This is a genomic window from Salinilacustrithrix flava (assembly GCF_041228405.1).
Classification (GTDB): domain Bacteria; phylum Actinomycetota; class Acidimicrobiia; order Acidimicrobiales; family Salinilacustritrichaceae; genus Salinilacustrithrix; species Salinilacustrithrix flava.
The window spans coordinates 2,202,084-2,219,434 of record NZ_CP133888.1; the positions used below are offsets into that span (position 1 = coordinate 2,202,084).

At 72.3% G+C, this 17,351-nt stretch carries 13 protein-coding genes; 5 read left to right on the top strand and 8 right to left on the bottom strand.

Annotated elements, in window-relative coordinates:
* Positions 1-37: 37 nt before the first annotated feature.
* Positions 38-2,398, bottom strand: a complete 2,361-nt coding sequence (locus tag RGQ06_RS10885) for a helicase HerA domain-containing protein (RefSeq protein ID WP_432428966.1) — start codon at positions 2,396-2,398, stop codon at positions 38-40.
* A 67-nt stretch (positions 2,399-2,465) separates the two neighbouring features.
* Here RGQ06_RS10885 and RGQ06_RS10890 point away from each other — a divergent pair, with 67 nt between their 5' ends.
* Complete coding sequence (locus RGQ06_RS10890) at positions 2,466-3,554, top strand: mechanosensitive ion channel family protein (protein WP_432428965.1); 1,089 nt, start codon at positions 2,466-2,468, stop codon at positions 3,552-3,554.
* Entirely contained in the window at positions 3,551-4,504 is a 954-nt protein-coding gene (locus RGQ06_RS10895) for a DMT family transporter (RefSeq protein WP_432428964.1), read from the top strand. Before RGQ06_RS10890 ends, RGQ06_RS10895 begins: the two co-directional genes overlap by 4 nt.
* 43 nt (positions 4,505-4,547) lie before the next feature.
* Here RGQ06_RS10895 and RGQ06_RS10900 read toward each other — a convergent pair whose 3' ends face one another.
* Complete coding sequence (locus RGQ06_RS10900) at positions 4,548-4,994, bottom strand: hypothetical protein (RefSeq protein WP_432428963.1); 447 nt, start codon at positions 4,992-4,994, stop codon at positions 4,548-4,550.
* 76 nt (positions 4,995-5,070) lie between these two features.
* Entirely contained in the window at positions 5,071-5,703 is a 633-nt protein-coding gene (locus RGQ06_RS10905; protein WP_432428962.1) for a hypothetical protein, read from the bottom strand.
* A gap of 73 nt (positions 5,704-5,776) precedes the next feature.
* On the opposite strand from RGQ06_RS10905, the gene fumC reads away from it, so the two are divergent.
* Positions 5,777-7,177 (top strand): class II fumarate hydratase, encoded by a 1,401-nt coding sequence (gene fumC, locus RGQ06_RS10910; protein ID WP_432428961.1) that lies wholly within the window; start codon positions 5,777-5,779, stop codon positions 7,175-7,177.
* Between the two features lie 11 nt (positions 7,178-7,188).
* Here fumC and RGQ06_RS10915 read toward each other — a convergent pair whose 3' ends face one another.
* From RGQ06_RS10915 to RGQ06_RS10925, 3 genes are all read right to left on the bottom strand, one after another.
* Entirely contained in the window at positions 7,189-8,085 is an 897-nt protein-coding gene (locus RGQ06_RS10915) for a sucrase ferredoxin (RefSeq protein ID WP_432428960.1), read from the bottom strand.
* A gap of 115 nt (positions 8,086-8,200) precedes the next feature.
* On the bottom strand, positions 8,201-8,479 hold the full coding sequence (locus RGQ06_RS10920) for a GlsB/YeaQ/YmgE family stress response membrane protein (RefSeq protein ID WP_432428959.1): 279 nt from the start codon (positions 8,477-8,479) through the stop codon (positions 8,201-8,203).
* Positions 8,480-8,564: 85 nt separating this feature from the next.
* On the bottom strand, positions 8,565-11,270 hold the full coding sequence (locus RGQ06_RS10925) for an ATP-dependent helicase (protein WP_432428958.1): 2,706 nt from the start codon (positions 11,268-11,270) through the stop codon (positions 8,565-8,567).
* Positions 11,271-11,463: 193 nt separating this feature from the next.
* Between RGQ06_RS10925 and RGQ06_RS10930 the strand changes: the two genes are divergently transcribed.
* Complete coding sequence (locus tag RGQ06_RS10930) at positions 11,464-12,885, top strand: multicopper oxidase domain-containing protein (protein WP_432428957.1); 1,422 nt, start codon at positions 11,464-11,466, stop codon at positions 12,883-12,885.
* Positions 12,886-12,949: 64 nt separating this feature from the next.
* On the opposite strand, the gene RGQ06_RS10935 is transcribed toward RGQ06_RS10930, so the two are convergent.
* The gene (locus tag RGQ06_RS10935) at positions 12,950-15,787 is read right to left on the bottom strand and encodes a cell wall-binding repeat-containing protein (RefSeq protein ID WP_432428956.1); all 2,838 of its coding nucleotides are present in this window, start codon (positions 15,785-15,787) and stop codon (positions 12,950-12,952) included.
* A 155-nt stretch (positions 15,788-15,942) separates the two neighbouring features.
* Positions 15,943-16,845, bottom strand: coding sequence for a DNA-3-methyladenine glycosylase family protein (locus RGQ06_RS10940; RefSeq protein ID WP_432428955.1), 903 nt, complete (start codon positions 16,843-16,845; stop codon positions 15,943-15,945).
* Between the two features lie 39 nt (positions 16,846-16,884).
* On the opposite strand from RGQ06_RS10940, the gene RGQ06_RS10945 reads away from it, so the two are divergent.
* Positions 16,885-17,328 carry an SRPBCC family protein gene (locus RGQ06_RS10945; RefSeq protein ID WP_432428954.1) on the top strand — a complete coding sequence of 148 codons (444 nt, stop codon included), beginning with the start codon at positions 16,885-16,887 and terminating at the stop codon, positions 17,326-17,328.
* Positions 17,329-17,351: the final 23 nt, after the last annotated feature.

A 17,351-nucleotide genomic window follows, 5' to 3' on the forward strand; every position in this document is an offset into this window, starting at 1 on the left:
CCCACCGACAGCAACGCGATGAGACCTGAGCAGATCGTCAGGTGGGGACCCAGATCAGCGCCAGCTGGCGGACGTCGATGTCGTTCTTCTCCAGCCCGACCTCGACCTCCTCGACCTGATCGGCGACGTCGGCCCACCCAGCCTCGATCTCGGCGAGCTCGTCGACCAGCTCGGCCTCCAGGTCGGCCAGCTCCACCGTCTTGGCCTCGACGCCGGCGAGGGCGGTCTCGAGGCGCTGCCCGGCCGCCGAGGTCTGCTTCCGGCGGGACGAGACGCCCTTCACCTTGGACACGATCGAGCGGGCCGAGCGACGCCCGCCGAGGAAGGAGCCGAGCAGGTCGCCGGCGGCGGAGATCAGCTCGTGCTGCTTGGCGTCGCCGGCGCGGGCCTCGAGCTCGGCGACCCGGGTCTGCTCCCGGTCGATGGCCTTGCGGATGGTGCCCATGCGTCGCTCGAGCTTGGCCCGGACCTTCGCGGCGTCGGCCTCGGCGGCCTCCTCGCCCGCGGCCCGGCAGCGGACGGCGAAGTCCTCCGCCGACTCGCCGGGCCGGGACCACAGCTTCAGCTCGGCGTTGCGCAGCACGGTGACCGTGCGCTCGGCGTGGAGGTGGTCGACCACCGCCTTCCGGGCATCCCGGAACCAGGTCGACGTGCCGATCGGCGCCGCCGGCAGCTCGTAGACGGCCGGCGTGGGGGCGGTCTCGCGCAGGTCCCGGTCGTCGTAGTCGACGGTGACGAGCTCGGCGGGGTCCAGGTGCTCGCCGAGCCCGACGAGGACGCACTCGAACTCCTCGGTGTGGCGCAGGTCGGCCTTGGTCTCGTCGAACAGCAGGTTGATCCGGACGGCCAGCCCGGCACGGTGGCGGGGGGAGGTCGGATCGCCGCCGACCTCCGGGAGCCACGGCGCGGCGGGGTCGACCCAACGGACGGGCACGCCGTCGGCGACCGCCGGCGGCACCGGGGTCTCGTCCTCGCCGACCTCCACCGCCCGCTGCTCGACGGGCGTGGCGCTGGCCGTGGACGTGGTCGTCGCCGCCGACGCCGGTGCGGTGGCGGCCTGGCCCGGGAGGGCGCCGACCTGGTCCTTGGTGAGCGGCCCGGCCAGGTAGTCGAGGGCCCAACGGGTGGTGAAGACCGAGGGGGCCGACGCCTTGGTCGAGTGGAGGACGAACTCCCGTTTGCCGAGCCCGGCGATCGTGGCCCGCAGCTGCTCGACGTCGACGGACCCGGATGCCGCCTGCAGGCCGTCGCGCAGGCGGTCCACGTCGCGCTCGGTCTGGAGCCGGCCGATCATCCAGGTACCGGCGTTCGAGATGGCCTTGTAGTCGAGGTCGACCGGGTTCTGGGTGGAGAGCACCATGCCGACACCGAACGCCCGGGCCTGCTTGAGGATGGTGAGGATGGGCTTCTTCGCCGGCGGGGCGGCCGACGGTGGCACGTAGCCGAAGACCTCGTCCATGTAGACGAGGGCCCGGAGGTCCGGCGTGCCCGACTGGCCGCGCATCCAGGTGACGAGCTTGGACAGGACCAGCGTGACGACGAACTGGCGCTCCTCCTCGGACAGGTGCGCGAGGTAGATGACCGAGCACGCGGCCCGGCCGTCCTCGGTCGACAGCATCGAGCCGATGTCGATGGGCACACCCTGGGACCAGGCAGCGAAGGACGGGGACGCGAGCAACCCGTTGAGCTGCATGGCGAGCGCCGTGCGGTCGTCGGGCGGGTAGAAGGAGTCGAGGTCGAGCACGCCGAGCTTGCGGATGGGCGGGTCCTGCACCTGGTGGACCAGCTGGCCGAGGTCGAGGTCCTCCCCGGTCGACCACGCCCGCTGCACCAGGTTCGAGAGCAGGATGTGCTCCCGGGACGAGAGCGGGTCGGCGTCGATGCCCACCATCGACAGCAAGCCGCTGACCAGGCCGTCGATCTCGTCGGCCCGGGCTTCCTCGTCTGCTCCCGGGGGCGCGGACAGGGACCCGACCAGGTCCATTGCGACCCCGGCCGTCGATCCCGGCGTGTAGACGGTGACGTCGCTGCGCCCCTCGAGCTCGGCGACGTGGGTGCCGTCGAGGCCCCAGCCCGCCAGGCCCTCCCGCCACGTCGTCGCCGTCGCCGCGGCATCCGCGCCGGGCGCGACCCATGGCGCGAACTCCTCGGTGGACAGGCCGGGGAAGCGCAGGGCGAGGTTGGTCATGTCGCCCTTGGGATCGAGGACGAGGGTGGGGATGCCGGCCCGCAGCGCCTCCTCGAGCAGCACCACGCCGAGCCCGGTCTTGCCCGAGCCGGTCATGCCGACGATCACGCCGTGGGTCGTCAGGTCCGATGCGTCGATGGACAGGGGCGTGCCGGTGCGCTCGTGCTCGGCGGGGTCGATCGTCTCGCCCAGGGTCAGCTCGGCCTCCATGGCGGGAACCTACCGGTGGCCGGAGATGGGTGTGTCGCTGTCAGGGCCCGTCGCTACGGTGCGCGCCGTGACCCTCTTCCAGGTGACCCCCGAAGAGATCCGGATCGCGTGCGAGGTCGAGACCGCCGAAGAGGCCGGCCTCGTGTGCCGCAACGTCTACACGTGGACCGAGAACGACCTCCTCGCCCGGGTGGCCGACTGGCTCGCCACCGTGCCGCTCCGGATCCTGATCATCTTCGTGATCGCGTGGGTCGTGAACCGCCTGGTGCGCAAGTCCATCGGCTCCTTCGTGGCGAACATGACCGACGAGGAAGGCCAAGAGGCTCGCAGCCGGCTGCGCAAGTACACGCCGAGGCCGCTGCAGTCCACCATCGCCGTGCAACCGCTGCGGGCCGCCTCCCGGGCCCAGACCATCGGCCTGGTCCTGAAGAGCACGGCGAGCATCGTCATCTACTCGATCGCCGTCATCACCGCCCTGGCCGAGGTCGGCATCAACCTGGCGCCGCTCATCGCCGGCGCCGGCATCGTGGGCGTCGCCCTCGGCTTCGGTGCCCAGTCACTGGTGAAGGACTTCCTCTCCGGCCTGTTCATGCTGGCCGAGGACCAGTACGGCGTGGGCGACGTCATCGACGTGGGCGAGGCCATCGGCACCGTCGAGGTCGTGAACCTGCGCACCACCAAGCTGCGAGGGGTCGACGGCACGGTCTGGCACGTGCCGAACGGCGAGATCCGTCGGGTCGGCAACATGTCCCAGCAGTGGGCGCGTGCCCTGCTCGACGTGGAGGTCGCCTACTCCACGGACCTCGGCAAGGCCGAGCAGGTCGTGAAGGAGGTCGCCGACGAGCTGTGGCGCGAGGACACCTGGCGCGTCGACATCCTCGAGGAGCCCGAGATCTGGGGCATCCAGACCCTCGGTGCCAGCGGCATCGCCATCCGCCTGGTCGTCAAGACCCAGCCCGGTCGCCAGTGGGCGGTGAGCCGCGAGCTGAACCGCCGCATCAAGGACCGCTTCGACGAGGAGGGCATCGAGATCCCCTTCCCCCAGCAGGTCATGTGGGTGCGGCGCGAAGCGGGTTCCTCCACCGACAGCGACGGCGGCCCCCTCGAGGACGGCTCGGAGGGCGCCGGCGACGAGGCCGGCGCCCCGAGCGCTTGACCAGCAGGCCCGTCCGGGCCCGCGCGCTGGAGGCCACCGCCAGCCTGAACCCCGGGGCGTTCTCGGTGGCCGACTGGGGCCTGTTCGTCAGCATCGCCCTGATCTGGGGTTCGTCGTTCATGTTCATCGCCATCGCGCTGGACTCGGTCGAGCCCGGGCTCATCACCTGGGGTCGTGTGGCGTTGGGTGCCGCCGTGCTCAACGTGGTGCCCAAGGCCCGCACCCGGCTCGACCCCGAGGACCGCTTCCGCATGGTGCTGCTGTCGCTGCTGTGGGTCGGCATCCCCTTCACGCTGTTCCCGTTGGCCGAGCAGCACATCTCCTCCGCGGTCACCGGCATGCTCAACGGCTCCATGCCGATCTTCGCCGCCCTGGTCGCCGGCGTGCTCCTGCGCACGCAGCCCGGTCCGACGCAGGCCGCCGGCCTCGTCGTCGGCCTCGCCGGCACGATGGCGGTGTCGTTGGACCAGCTCGGGGAGGGGGACAACGCGTGGATCGGTGTGCTCATGGCCCTCGGCGCCACCGTCTGCTACGGCTTCGCCATCAACATCGCCGCCCCGCTCCAGCGCCGCTACGGATCGCTGGCCGTGATGGCCCGGATGCTCGCCTTGGCCACGCTGTGGACCGCGCCGTTCGGCCTGTGGTCGATCCCGGGGTCGTCGTTCGAGCTCGGCCCGGCGCTGTCAGTGGCCTTCATCGGTGCCGTCGGCACGGGCATCGCCTTCGTGATCATGGCCACGCTCGTCGGATCGGTGGGCTCGACGCGGGCGTCGATGGCCACGTACCTGATCCCGGTCGTGGCCATGGTCCTCGGGGTGCTGGTGCGCGACGACCGCGTCGGCATCATCGCCGTCGTCGGCGTGGTGCTCGTGGTCGTCGGCGCCTACTTCGCGTCCCGGCCGGAGCGTGCGGCGCCCCCGGCCCCCATCGCCATCCGCGAGCCCACCTGATCCACCCTCGGGGGGGAACTGGCAGTGCCGGTGTAGCGCCTGGTCAGGCTCGGAGCGACACGAGGTACTGGCCGCCGCCCTCGTCCACCTCGGTGGTGGCGCCCAGGTTCGGTGCCAGGCGTCCGATCCGGTCGGCCAGCCACTCGGCGGCGGCGTCAGCATCCTCGGCGGTGGGACAGCGGGCCATGACCTCCCGGCCACCCTTGCGCTCCAGGCGCTCGACCGCGGTGAGGATGACGGCCGGATCCACGACGAAGAGGTGCTCGGGCCACGGCACCACCGGGTCCTTGGCGCCCTTGCCGGTGTTGCAGCCCCGGTGGGCCAGGCGCTCCTGACCGCCGACGCCCTTCTTCTTCGCCTTCGCCTTGGTCGTGCGCAGGTCGATGCTCGGGCCCCGGGCGTCGTTCACCGACATGTCGGGGTCCACCGGCTCGTCGCAGAGCCAGCACCGCCACCCGTCCTGCTCGGCGACCTCGTCGAGGCGGCTCATGGGAACGGGACGGGGGAGGGGGCCACGGCCGCACCGTAAGGCACCGGCCGATCCCGGTCCCGGCCAGGAGCGCCGGTCACGAGCGGCGAACGTGGACGCTGGCGTTGTGGCGCATGAGCGCGGCGGCGTACTCGGGGTGGGCGCGGGTGACCGTGACCCAGCGGCCGGAGCCGTCCAGCTCCAGGTCGATCCAGCGGAACGGCGCCGCGATGCTCGCCCCGAGCCACACCACCACGCCCACGCCGACGAGCGCGCTGACCGCCACGATCGCCGGGGTTCCGATGCCGCCGCCGTCCCAGACGACCGCCCCGATCCAGGCCACCATGGCGAGACCCGCGGCGATGATGGCTCGCTGCGACGTCGCCACCGCGGCGTTGTAGCGGTCGAGCGCCTCGGCGGAGATGGGCAGCACGCCGGACACCCGGTTCGGTCGACGGGCCATCGCCGCCAGCACCACCAGCGCGATCCAGCCGACCGGGCCGAACAGCACCAGGATCATCCACCACCCCTGGAACCCGCCCTCGCTCGATGACACCCGCACCCAGTGGTCGGTCGGCTCGCCGGTGATGGCGCACACGGCCGGCCCGGCACCGACCGCCAGGTCGTCCACGTGGATCAGCGCCGAGGTGTGCGAACGATGCCGGCCCCGGAGGAGGGAGAGGCCGGCCACGACCGCGACCGCGACGAGCGCCAGCACCATCACCACCATGGCCATGACCGTACCGCTGCCATCCGTGCCGTACCCGGGAGTCGCCGGGGGCGGGCGCCGATACCGTCGGCCCATGGCCTCCGAATCCCGCACCGAGACCGACTCCATGGGTGGCATCGACGTCGCCGCCGACCGCTACTGGGGTGCCCAGACCCAGCGCAGCATCGGCAACTTCCCGATCGGCCGTGACCGCTTCGTGTGGGGCCGACCGATCATCGAGGCGTTCGGCCTGGTGAAGTGGGCTGGCGCTCGGGCCAACACCCAGCTGGGTGAGCTCGACGAGGAGATCTCCGAGCTGGTCCAGCGGGCCGCCGACGAGGTCATCGCCGGCGACCTCGACGACCACTTCCCCCTCGTCGTGTGGCAGACAGGCTCGGGCACGCAGTCGAACATGAACGCCAACGAGGTCATCTCCAATCGGGCCATCGAGATGGCCGGCGGGGAGATCGGGTCGAAGGCGCCCGTGCACCCGAACGACCACGTCAACCGGGGCCAGTCGAGCAACGACACCTTCCCGACGGCCATGCACATCGCGATCGTGCTCGAGCTGCACCGCCAGCTCTACCCCGGGGTGCTGGCCTTGCGGGACACGTTGCGGGACAAGGCGGTGGAGTTCGCCGACGTGGTCAAGGTCGGGCGCACGCACCTGCAGGACGCCACCCCCATCACGATGGGTCAGGAGATCGGCGGCTGGGTCCACCAGATCGACTGGGCCCTCGAGCAGGTGCGGCGCAGCGAGGAGGGCCTGCTCGAGCTGGCCATCGGTGGCACGGCCGTGGGCACCGGGCTCAACGCCCACCCCCGCTTCGGCGCGGTCGCCGCTGCTGAGCTGGCCGAGCGCACCGGGCACGAGTTCCGGGTGGCCGGCAACCGCTTCGCCGCGCTCTCCGCCCACGATGCGCTGGTCGCCACCAGCGGCGCGCTGCGCACCCTCGCCGGCGCGCTGATGAAGATCGCCAACGACATCCGCTGGGAGGCATCCGGCCCCCGCAACGGCATCGGCGAGCTGCGCATCCCGGCGAACGAACCGGGCTCGAGCATCATGCCCGGCAAGGTGAACCCGACCCAGTCCGAGGCGCTCACGATGGTCGCCGTCCAGGTCTTCGGCAACGACGCCGCCGTCGCCTTCGGCGGGTCGCAGGGCAACTTCCAGCTCAACGTGTTCAAGCCGGTGATGGCTCACAACGTGCTCGAGAGCATCGCCCTGCTCGGCGACGCCAGCGCCTCCTTCGAGGAGCACTGCGCGCGCGGGCTCGAGCCCGACCACGACCGGATCCGGCACAACCTCGAGCAGAACCTCATGGTCGTCACCGCGCTCAACCCACACATCGGCTACGACAAGGGCGCAGAGATCGCCAAGAAGGCCCACGCCGAGGGCACCACGCTGCGGGACGCCGCCATCGCCTCCGGCCACCTCACCGCCGAGCAGTTCGACGAGTGGGTCGACCCGATGTCGATGACCCGCGCCGACTGATCAGCGCAGAGCTACAGCAGCTCGTACTCCGGGGCGTCCTTCTTGGCCGCCTCGGGGGGCAGTCCGCACTGCAGGACCGGGTAGCGGCGCCGGATGCCGACCCGTGCCGTGCGCTCGCCGGCACCGGTGGCCCCGTCCCAGCGGAGCGTGACGGTGGCGGACGTGCCGTCCGGTGCGACGTCCACGTCGGCCTCGAGGTGGTCGACGTCGAAGGCAGCCCAGCCGAGCTCTGACAGGCCCACGGCTTCGACGACCTGGGCCCAGGGGGAGAGCCCGACGTGGCCGCGGTAGTGGTCCCGGGCGTCGATGGGATGGAGGGTCCGGTCGACGATCCCGGTGAGCGCCTCGACGTCGAGGAAGGCCCAGACCCGGCCGTCGGGCATCGAGAGGGCGGTCGGGGCGAAGCGGTGGCCGCCGAGGTGGCTGGTCCGGCGGATGCGGACCCCGGGCAGCGCGGCCCGGGCCTCGACCGCCAGGCGGGTCCCGGATCCACCGCAGCACCGGTCGCGAGCCCCGTGTCCGCACACGAGGATCTCGTCGGGAGCGTCCTCGCCGGGCACGTCGGGGTCACCGCCGGCGGCGATGGCCGCCAGGGCGTCGGGCACGTCGGTCGCAGGGATCAGCCAGTCCGTGCCGGTGAAGCGAGCGCCATCCGCGGTCCAGCGGGTGACGAGCACCGTGCCGTCGGGGCGGGCGACATCGGGCACGATCGTCTGGATGCGGGTGCCAGCGGGCGCGTCGAGGGCCGCGATCCACGGGTGATCGGCGACGTCGGGCGGCCACGGCAGGGGAACCTCGACGGTGATCAGGCAGTCGAGCTCCACGGCGGAGCCGATCGGGTCGACGCCTTGGTCCAGGGTCCACGGCGCGCAACGCAGCTCGAGGGGTCCGTCGACGGAGGGGGTCACCTCTGCAGTATGCCGAGGACGGACGCGCCCGCCGCGGGCCCAGGGCGCACCCGACCGGGGGCGGGCAGTCCGGTCGGATGCGCCCTCGACCCGCGGCCGAGGTAGGTGCGCTGGATCAGGCGGCGCGCCGACGTCCGCCACGGACGCTGCGCACGATGAGGAGGAGGACGATGGACCCGATGATCGATCCGAAGATGCCGCCCATCTGGACGGCACCGTCGTCGAGGTCCGCGCCGAAGATCAGGTAGCCGAGGAAGCCGCCGACGAAGGAACCGGCGACGCCGAGCGCCCAGGTGCCGACGATGCCCATCGGGTCGGGGCCGGGGACGAGCAGGCGGGCGATGGCTCCGAAGATGATCCCGAAGAAGAAGAGCACGAGCAGGAACCAGAGCATGGCGGTCCCTTCCCCTCGCCGGGCGCGGCCAGACCCGGACGAGACCGGTGTCACCGCAACGTCAGCACTGCCAGTTCGAGAGGGGTCAGGTGGCGAAGCGGGCGACGATCTCGAGGACGTCGTCGCCGTAGCTGTCGAGCTTGGAGGGGCCGACGCCCTTGATGCGGCTGAGGGCCCGGAGGTCGGCCGGGCGGGCCTTGGCGATGTCCTTCAACGGGGCGTCGCCGAAGATGATGAAGGCGGGTCCGCCCTGTCGCTTGGCCACCTCGCTGCGCCAGCGACGCAGCTCCTCGAAGAGGACCAGGTCCTCGCCCTCGAGGTCCGGCTCGGCGGCCTTGGTCGACTTCGTCGCCTTCCCGGTGCCGGCCAGGCGTCCGCCCGTGCCCGCCCCGGCCCGGGCCGTTCGCCGGGGGGCCTGCTTGGTGGCGGTGCCGTCGAGCTCGGCGAGGAACGGGCTGGGGCGGTCGTCGTCGGCGAGCACGGTGACCGCCTCGATGCCACGGGTGATGGCGACGTGGAAGACGCGGCGCTCCTCCTCGACGTCCTCGGCGAGCCGGTGGGGGAAGATGCCGGCGTCGGCGCCGAACACGACGACGTGGGGCCACTCCCGGCCCTTCACCCGGTGGACGGTGGACAGGGTGACGCCGGCCGCGGCCTCGGCGGTGGGGTCGCCGGCGGCGGCGCGAGGACCGTCGAGGGCCCGCCGCAACCAGGCCTCGAACTGGTCGGGGTCGGGCTGCAGATCGGCCACCTGCAGGAGCGCGTCGAGGTCGTCGAGGTGGGAGGACCCCTCGGCGCCCGGTCGGCCGTCGAGCAGCTCCATCGCCCCGCCGAGCCCGATGTCGTCGCGGATGGCCTGGAGGATCTCCCGGGTGGTGGCCCCCCGGGCGAGATCGCCGAGGCGGTCGATGTCGGCCGCGAGGTCCAGGAGCTTGTCGGCGACCCGGGCGTCGTCGATGCGCTCGGCGGCCTTGGCGACCTCGTGGCCCGAGCGGCAGCGACCGAGCCACTTGTCGATCCAGTTGGGGAAGCCGCGGCTGGGCCGGCGGCGGATCTCGGTGAGGTCGGCCGAGGCGATCGACCCGGGATCGGTCGCCACCCGCAGCCAGGCGAGGGCGGCCCGCAGCCCGACCCGCTGGAGCACGTCGCGTCGCAGCACGGACGCGATGGGGATGCCGGCGCCGTGCAGGGCAACGTGGGGTGCCAGCAGGAGGGAGTTCGTGCGCGTCAGCACGGCGACCTGACCCGGGTCGCCGGCGGCCTCCACGGCGGCACGGACGACCTCGACGACCCGGTTCGCTCCGTCCTGGGGCGGGTGGAGGGTGACGGTGAGGGCCTCGCCCGGACCGGCCGGACGGGCTGCAGTGATCGTCTTGGCGACCCGCTCGTCGTTGTAGCCGAGCAGGTGGCGGGCGGCGTCGACCACCGCAGGTGGGCAGCGGTAGTTGACCTCGAGCGCGTGCTCGTGGGCGCCGGGGAACAGCTCGGCGAACCGGAGCAGGAACTGCGGGCTCGCACCAGCATGGCCGTAGATCACCTGGTCGTCGTCGCCCACGCCGAAGACGTCGTAGGTGGGGGCGGCCAGCAGCCGCAGGAGCAGCACGTGGGCCGGGGTCAGGTCCTGGAACTCGTCGACCAGCAGGTGCCGGTGGCGGTTCTGCTCCCGCCGGCGGAACTCGCCGTCGGACAGCAGCAGCTCCACGGCGTGGATGATCTGCTCGTCGAAGTCGAGCACCGAGTCCCGGCGCAGCCCCTCCCGGTAGGGGCCGACGGCGGCGGCGAGGCCGGGCGCATCGGCCTCGAGCTCCACCTCGTCGGGGTCGCGCAGGCCGAGGCGGATGACCGAGAGCCCCTCGAGGTACGGCGCCATCGGGTCGGTGTTGAGGCGGTGCTGGAGCTTGGGGAGGTGGGGTTCGAGGCGACGGCGCACCTCGCGCTCGTCCAGCATCTGGGGGCGGCGGCCGGCGTGGCGGCCGATGAGCTCGTAGCCCAGCGCGTTCAGCGTCTGGATGCGGGCGCCGAGGCCGGCGGTGCGCCCTGCCATCTCCTCCTGGGCCTTGCGGTTGTAGGCGACGGCGAGGAGCAGGTCGCGCTCGTGGCCGCGGTCGGCGAGCAGGTGCCGCAGCCGCTCGGTGAGGACCCGGGTCTTGCCCGAGCCGGCGGGGGCGATGATGCGGGCCGGCCCGCCGCGGTGGGCGACCGCCGCCAGCTGGTCGGGTGCCAGCTCGGCGCTGGGCGCGACCCACGCCGGCACGGGGCGGAGGTGGCCGGCGTCGACGGACTCGGCCCGGACGAGCAGGGCGGGTGCGAGGGTGGCGGGATCGACGTCGTCCGGCGGACCGCCGTCGATCCACACGACCGTGCCGTCGGCCAGCACGACGTCGCCCTCGACGGGGTCGTGCCCGTCGGGCAGCTCGTCGGCGGCGGTGCCCTCGATGCGGGCGGCCTTGCGGCCCCACCACCACACGACCTCGTCGCCCCGGGCGTCGTAGCTGTTGTGCCAGACGAGGAAGTGGAGGCGGTCGAGCCACGGCTCGAAGGTGGGGGACAGCTCCCACGGGACGTCGGTGTGGGAGACCGGACGGCGGAACCGGACCGGGTCCACCCGCAGGTCGACCACGACCCGCTCCCGGCCCGCCCAGGCGGCGTGGAGGCGCTCGACGACGGCAGCGGGCCGGGCCAGCGCCTCCTCGTCGACGATGACGACGGGCACCCCGGCCCACGACGCCGGAGGTTCTGCGCCGTCGGCCACCACGACGCCGCGGGCGAGCTGATCGGGTCCGGCGTGCATCGGAACGATGGTAGGGATGGCCACTGACGGCCACGTTACGGCGTCCGTCCGCTGGGTGAACAGAAGTTCGATTCTCTAGTTGTTGCTAGATGAATGGGACCTTGGTCCCCGTGCTGGGGGTACTTGTCCTCGCCGCTGCCGCCCCTCCCAGGCCCCAGCATGTTCCCAACACCCCTTTCCCGAGGAGCTCGAGATGAGCATCGAACTGCAAGAACAAGGACACGAGAAGACCGCCAAGCGTGACGGATGGCTGGTGCTGGTGGCGACGTTCAGCGCCCTGGCCATGATCGTCATGCTCTTCGCCGCCGGCGTCGCCGTGCGCGGCGGCGACGACGGCGGTGGCGGAGGTGCCCCGGTTGCGACCGAGGCCGTCGACGTCAGCCTCGGCGACCTGTTCGTCGAGCCGTCGAGCCTGACCATGCCGGCCGGCGCCACCCTGACGCTCAACGTCACCAACGACGGCGCCATGCCCCACGACCTCAAGGTCGGCGGCACGGACGGCACGGCGATGCTCGATCCCGGCCAGTCCGAGACGATCACCATCGGCCCGTTCGACGCCTCCACCGAGGCCTGGTGCACCGTGCCCGGGCACCGTGAGGCCGGCATGAACATGATGATCACCGTCGAGGGCGAGGCCGGTGGTGACGCCGACGTGGCTGCCGGCGACAGCCACGGCGCCAGCGTCGAGGGTGCGGCCCTCGGCGGCGCCCAGATCGACTTCAACGCCGCCCCCGAGGGCGACTGGCAGCCCTTCGATCCCACGCTGGAGCCCGCGCCCGGCGGCACCGAGCACGAGATCAACTGGTCGATGACCGAGGAGGTCATGGAGATCGCCCCCGGCGTCACCCAGGAGGTCTGGACCTTCGACGGCCAGGTGCCCGGCCCGACCCTGCGGGGCAAGGTCGGCGACATCTTCACCGTCACCATCACCAACGACGGCGAGATGGGCCACTCCCTCGACTTCCACGCCAGCAAGGTCGCCTGGAACGACGAGATGCGCACCATCCAGCCCGGCGAGTCGCTCGTCTACCAGTTCGAGGCCAAGCACGCCGGTGCGTGGATGTACCACTGCGGCACCGCCCCGACGCTGCACCACATCGGCAACGGCATGCACGGCGCCGTCGTGATCGACCCGCCGGACCTGGCCCCGGTCGACCACGAGTACATCTTCGTCCAGCACGAGTACTACACGGGCGAAGAGGGCGAGCCCGGCGACCTGGGCAAGATGCAGCGCGACGAGTGGGACGCCGTGGTCTTCAACGGCTACGTCAACCAGTACGTCCACGCTCCCATCGACGGCATCGAGGTCGGCGAGCGGGTGCGGGCCTGGATCGTCGACAACGGCCCCTCGGAGAACAGCTCCTGGCACATCGTCGGGACGATCTTCGACACCGTCTACAAGGAGGGCGCCTACAACCTCCGGCCCGGTGACGGCGGCCAGGGCGGCTCCCAGGCGCTGGACCTGCAACCGGCCCAGGGTGGCTTCGTCGAGTTCACCTTCGACGAGGACGGCGCCTACCCGTTCGTGACCCACAAGTTCTCGAACGCCGGCAAGGGCGCCATGGGCATCTTCGCCGTCGGCGACGTCGACCTCGAGGGCCTGGGCGGGCACTGAACCTCGGGAGGGTGCTGCGGCCCCGGCACCGCTTCGGCGGTGACCGGGGCCGTCGCGCGCCCGCCTACAGGTCGGTGAACTCGATCCGCAGCGCGTCGGTCGGCGGGTCGGAGATCTCCGGGTAGCCGCCGGCCTCGGGGTAGCCCGCCGCGGTGATCGACCCGCCCAGCGTGACCTCGATGTAGTCGGCGAGGGCCTGCTGGTAGGTGACGCCCACCGAGGTGAACTCGTCGAGGCCGAGGGTGCTGAACGGGTAGCCGTCACCGTCCTGCGCGGGCAGGAAGTTGATGGTCACCAGGCTGAAGCCGTCGGCGAGCGGGGCGCCGTCGGCCGTGCGGATGTTCGACACCCGGCTCCCGATCGCGGCGTCCCGGTCCACCTCCACCCGCAGGTTGCCGAGCTGGGCGAACTGCCCGGCTGCTGTGTCCGTCGCGGCGTACCCGTGCTCCAGCAACGTGTCCAGCTGGGCCACGGTGACGTCTTCGATCACCACGACGAAGTTCGAGAACGGCGCGATGTCGAAGGTGTCGAGGAGGGTGATGTCCCCGGCGCCGATGATCGAGTCGTTCCGGATCCCGCCGCCGTTGGTGAAGGCGACCATCGTGGCGGTCTCGTCCAGACCGAAGCTGGCCGCCTCGGCCTGGGCCGTGGCGATGAAGGAGTCCGTCAGCAGGTCGCCGACGTTGGTCTCCTGGGTGCGGATGTGGACCCGGGCGCCGTCGAGGGCGACGGCGCTGGTGCCGATGATCGTCGTGGCCAGGTCCTCCAGGTAGTTGGCCACCGGCTCGACCACGTGCTCGAGGATGAAGGCGTCCCGGGCCACGGCGTCGGGCATGCTGTCGCCGGCGACCCGCACCATGCGGGAGAGCCGCTCGTCGACGCCGAGCAGGTCACCCGAAGCATCGAAGCGGGTCACGAGGCGGCCCACGTACTTGTAGTTGCCGGACGTGGTGACGACCGGGACGTCCGAGCCGGGGGCGTAGGTCGGGTAGCTGGTGGCCACCGCCGTCTCGTCGCCGGGCACCAGCAGCTCGCCGGGGGTGGCCAGCACCTCGTCGCCGCCGCCGGCGACCACGATGTCGACGTCGTCGAGCAGCGGCACCAGCTCGGTGTCGTTCTGCAGGTCCTGGAGGTGGCTGATCACGACGATGATGTCGGCGCCGTCGTCGGCGATGAGGGCGTCGGCCTCGTCGTTGATGATGTCGGCGACCGCGGGCACGTCGGTCGTGCCGTCGGCGGCGACGCCGCTGATCACGATGTCCGGTCCCGGTGAGCTGATCTGGCGCAGGTTCGGCGGGGTGATGCCGATCACACCGATCGTGTGGCCGCCGAGCTCGACGGTGGTCGACGGTGCGACCTTGCCGGCATCGACCTGGGCCTGGATGTCGGGCTGGGCCGAGAAGTCGAGGTTGGCTGACAGGAACACGGCGTCGTCGGTGTCCTCGAGGCCCTCGATGAGGTCGGCGGTGACCTCGGGACCGAAGTCGAAGTCGTGGTTGCCGAGGTCGATGGCGTCGTAGTTCAGGTAGTCCAGGAGGATGGAGTCGTAGAACGGGACGCCGTGGTCCTGGCTGGCGTTGAACTCGGGACCGGCGAGGAAGTTGTCGCCGGAGGTCACCCGCAGCACGGCGCTGTCGGCGCAGTCGTCGCGGTCCAGCTGGCCACGCGCGACCTCGGTGAGGAACCGGGTGGCGAACCGGTCGGCTCCACCGAAGGACTCGAGGCCTGATCCGGCGTCGAGCACCTGGGACTCACCGTCGTTGTTGTGCAGGACGGTGAGGCACAGGTCGGCAGCGGGCAGCGCCGGGTCGGCCACCAGGGCCTCGACTGCGTCGAGGCCGGCCGGGGTGATGGCGGCGGTGCCGCCGACGACCACGACGTCGGTGAGCAGGTCCCAGCTGGCCGGGATGCGGGCGGCGCTGGCCGCGCCGGACACATCCGGCGGCACCAGCAGGGCGGGCGCCGCGGCATCGGCGGCGGCCGGACCCATGGCCAGGGCGTCGGGGAACCGTGCACCGGTGGCGAGCCACTTGGCGGTCGGGTCCATGCCCCGGGTGACGGACTCGTCGTAGACGGCGCCGCTGGTGGCGTAGCGGTCGGCGCCGGCGAGGCGACGCACGCTCGGGCCGTCCTCGCCGTCCTCACCCGTCAGCTGGGCCTCCACCTCCGTGGAGATCGCCGCCGTACCACCGACGAGCACGAGCTCGTCCGGATCGAGGATGGTGAGCGCGCCCTCGATCGCGGCGGGGACCTCGTCGGTGGCGACCGGGATGATCGGTGCACCGAGGAACGTGGCGTAGGCGCCGACGCTCACCGCGTCGGGCCAGGCCCGCCGGGGGTCGGTGTCGTAGCCCTCGACCACGAAGATGGTCCCGCCGGTGTCGCCCTGGACGACCACGCCGGCGACGGCGGATGCCGTGTCGAAGCGCGTGGCGCCGTCGTAGCGCACGACGTCGAGGCCGGCGCCGGTGAGGGTGGCCTCGGCGGCGGCGGAGATGGCCGCGGTGCCGCCGAGGAGGTGCACGGTGCCGGCACCGAGGCGCTCGATCTCGGCGAGCACGCTCGCCGGGACGTCGGCCGTGGGGGTCAGGAGCACCGGCGCGTCGAGCAGGCCGGCCAGCGGCGCGCCGCTGAGCGCGTCGGCGGGGTCGTCGCTGCGGGCGAGCACGACCGACCCGGCGGCGTCGAAGGCGTGCATCGACACCTGGACCGCGGTGGCGATCCGGTCGGCACCGCCGACGCGGGTGACGTCCACGGGCAACGGCAACGTCGCGGCGGGCAGGGCCGGATCGTCGGGCACGTCGAGGACGTGTTCGGCGGAGGCCGGGATGGGGAGGAGGAAGGTGGCGGCGGCGACAGCCGCCAGCGCACCTCCCAGTCGGGTTCGTGCCGTGCGTGTCATGGCTGCTCCTCGAGCGCTCGGTCCCCCGACGGTCGCCGCGGGTCCCGGTGGGATCATCGCCCATCGGATCACGTCGTGGTGACGAGAACGTTGCGGCGACGCCGACTCCGGATGGCCGTGCGGCGTCGATCCGGGCCGTCGGGTGCAGGGCGCGGTCAGAGGTGCGCGATGCGTGGGGTGCGCACGCCGGGGCCGAAGCGCTGGACGCGGTGCCCGCTCAGGCGGATGAGCCGCTCGACCCTCCCACGCTGGCCGACCCAGCGATCGACCAGCGCCAGCATCTCCTGGTCCGATCCGCGAGCCCGTCCGGTGAAGAACGAGCACACCGCGTGGCTGATCCAGTAGTCGCCGACGACGATGGCGTCCGGGTCGCCGAGCGCGACCCGGGCCACCCCGTTCACCGTCCAGGGGCCGAGGCCGGGGACCGCTCGCATCCGGCCGTAGGCCTGGGGGAGGGGGAGGTCGACGACCTCGGCGAGGCGTCGGGCTTCGCGGCACACCGCCACCACCGTCCGGGCGCGGCCCCGCTCGACGCCCCGCTCGTGGAACCACCAGGTCGGCATCTCGGCGAGCCGCTCCGGGTCGGGCGGGAGGAGGAGGTCCAGCGGTCCGGGGGCAGGGCCGCCGAGCTCGCGGCACATGGCGTTCCACGAGCGGGCCGCCTCGGTGGCCAGCACCCGCTGCCCGAGCCCCCGGGCCAGCAGCCCGTCGACGACGAGACCCGTGGGGGCGTGGCGCATCCCCGGTCGGCGGCGGTTGGTCTCGTCCAGGACGGGATGGCCGAAGTGCAGCTCGCGGGGGTCGTCGTGGCGGGCGGCCAGCCGATCGAGCCGCGCGACCATCCACTCGGCACCCGGGCCCCAGGCGTCGAGCTCGAGGCGCTCGTCAACGGTCCGGGCGCGGACGGCCACCGGCCCCTCGGGGGTCCGGCCGGCCAGGTCCACCCGGGTGCGGTCACCACGCCAGGTCGGGTCGGAGGCGGTGCCGAGGCAGGGCATCGACAGCCCGACGTCGTAGGGGCCGTCGAGCCCGACGGTGCCGTGGGCGTCGGGGCTCATGCAGACGCGACGGTAGCGGGGCGCGTTAGAACGTCTGCCATGGCCGACGAAGCGACCGCATCCGCCACCACCCACGTCGACGCGACAGCCGAGGAGGTGTTCGACTTCGTCCGTCGACCCGCCAACCACGCCGAGATCAGCGGCGACGGCAGCGTCAAGGGCACCCGGCACGGGGCCGAGGTGCTCGCCGCCGAGGGCGACACGTTCGGCATGTCGATGAAGATGTACGGCCTGCCGTACCGGATCACCAACACGGTGGTGGAGTACGAGGAGGGGCGGCGCATCGCCTGGTGCCACCCGGGCAAGCACCGCTGGCGCTGGGAGGTCGAGCCGGTAGCCACCGGCGGCTGCACCGTCACCGAGACCTTCGACATGTCCACGTCACCGCTCAAGCCGGTGCTGAAGCTCATGGGCTTCCCGGCCAAGCACCAGCCCAACGTCGAGCGCAGCGTCGTCAACGTGGCCAAGCACTTCGAGACCTGACCCAACCCGTTCTGGCAGCCGTC

Bases quoted from the DNA above. Each gene is read 5' to 3' on its own strand.
- RGQ06_RS10885 (WP_432428966.1), bottom strand. From the start codon at position 2,398: ATGGAGGCCGAGCTGACCCTGGGCGAGACGATCGACCCCGCCGAGCAC.
- RGQ06_RS10900 (WP_432428963.1), bottom strand. From the start codon at position 4,994: ATGAGCCGCCTCGACGAGGTCGCCGAGCAGGACGGGTGGCGGTGCTGG.
- RGQ06_RS10905 (WP_432428962.1), bottom strand. From the start codon at position 5,703: ATGGTGGTGATGGTGCTGGCGCTCGTCGCGGTCGCGGTCGTGGCCGGC.
- fumC (WP_432428961.1), top strand. From the start codon at position 5,777: ATGGCCTCCGAATCCCGCACCGAGACCGACTCCATGGGTGGCATCGAC.
- RGQ06_RS10920 (WP_432428959.1), bottom strand. From the start codon at position 8,479: ATGCTCTGGTTCCTGCTCGTGCTCTTCTTCTTCGGGATCATCTTCGGA.
- RGQ06_RS10925 (WP_432428958.1), bottom strand. From the start codon at position 11,270: ATGCACGCCGGACCCGATCAGCTCGCCCGCGGCGTCGTGGTGGCCGAC.
- RGQ06_RS10930 (WP_432428957.1), top strand. From the start codon at position 11,464: ATGAGCATCGAACTGCAAGAACAAGGACACGAGAAGACCGCCAAGCGT.
- RGQ06_RS10935 (WP_432428956.1), bottom strand. From the start codon at position 15,787: ATGACACGCACGGCACGAACCCGACTGGGAGGTGCGCTGGCGGCTGTC.
- RGQ06_RS10940 (WP_432428955.1), bottom strand. From the start codon at position 16,845: ATGAGCCCCGACGCCCACGGCACCGTCGGGCTCGACGGCCCCTACGAC.
- RGQ06_RS10945 (WP_432428954.1), top strand. From the start codon at position 16,885: ATGGCCGACGAAGCGACCGCATCCGCCACCACCCACGTCGACGCGACA.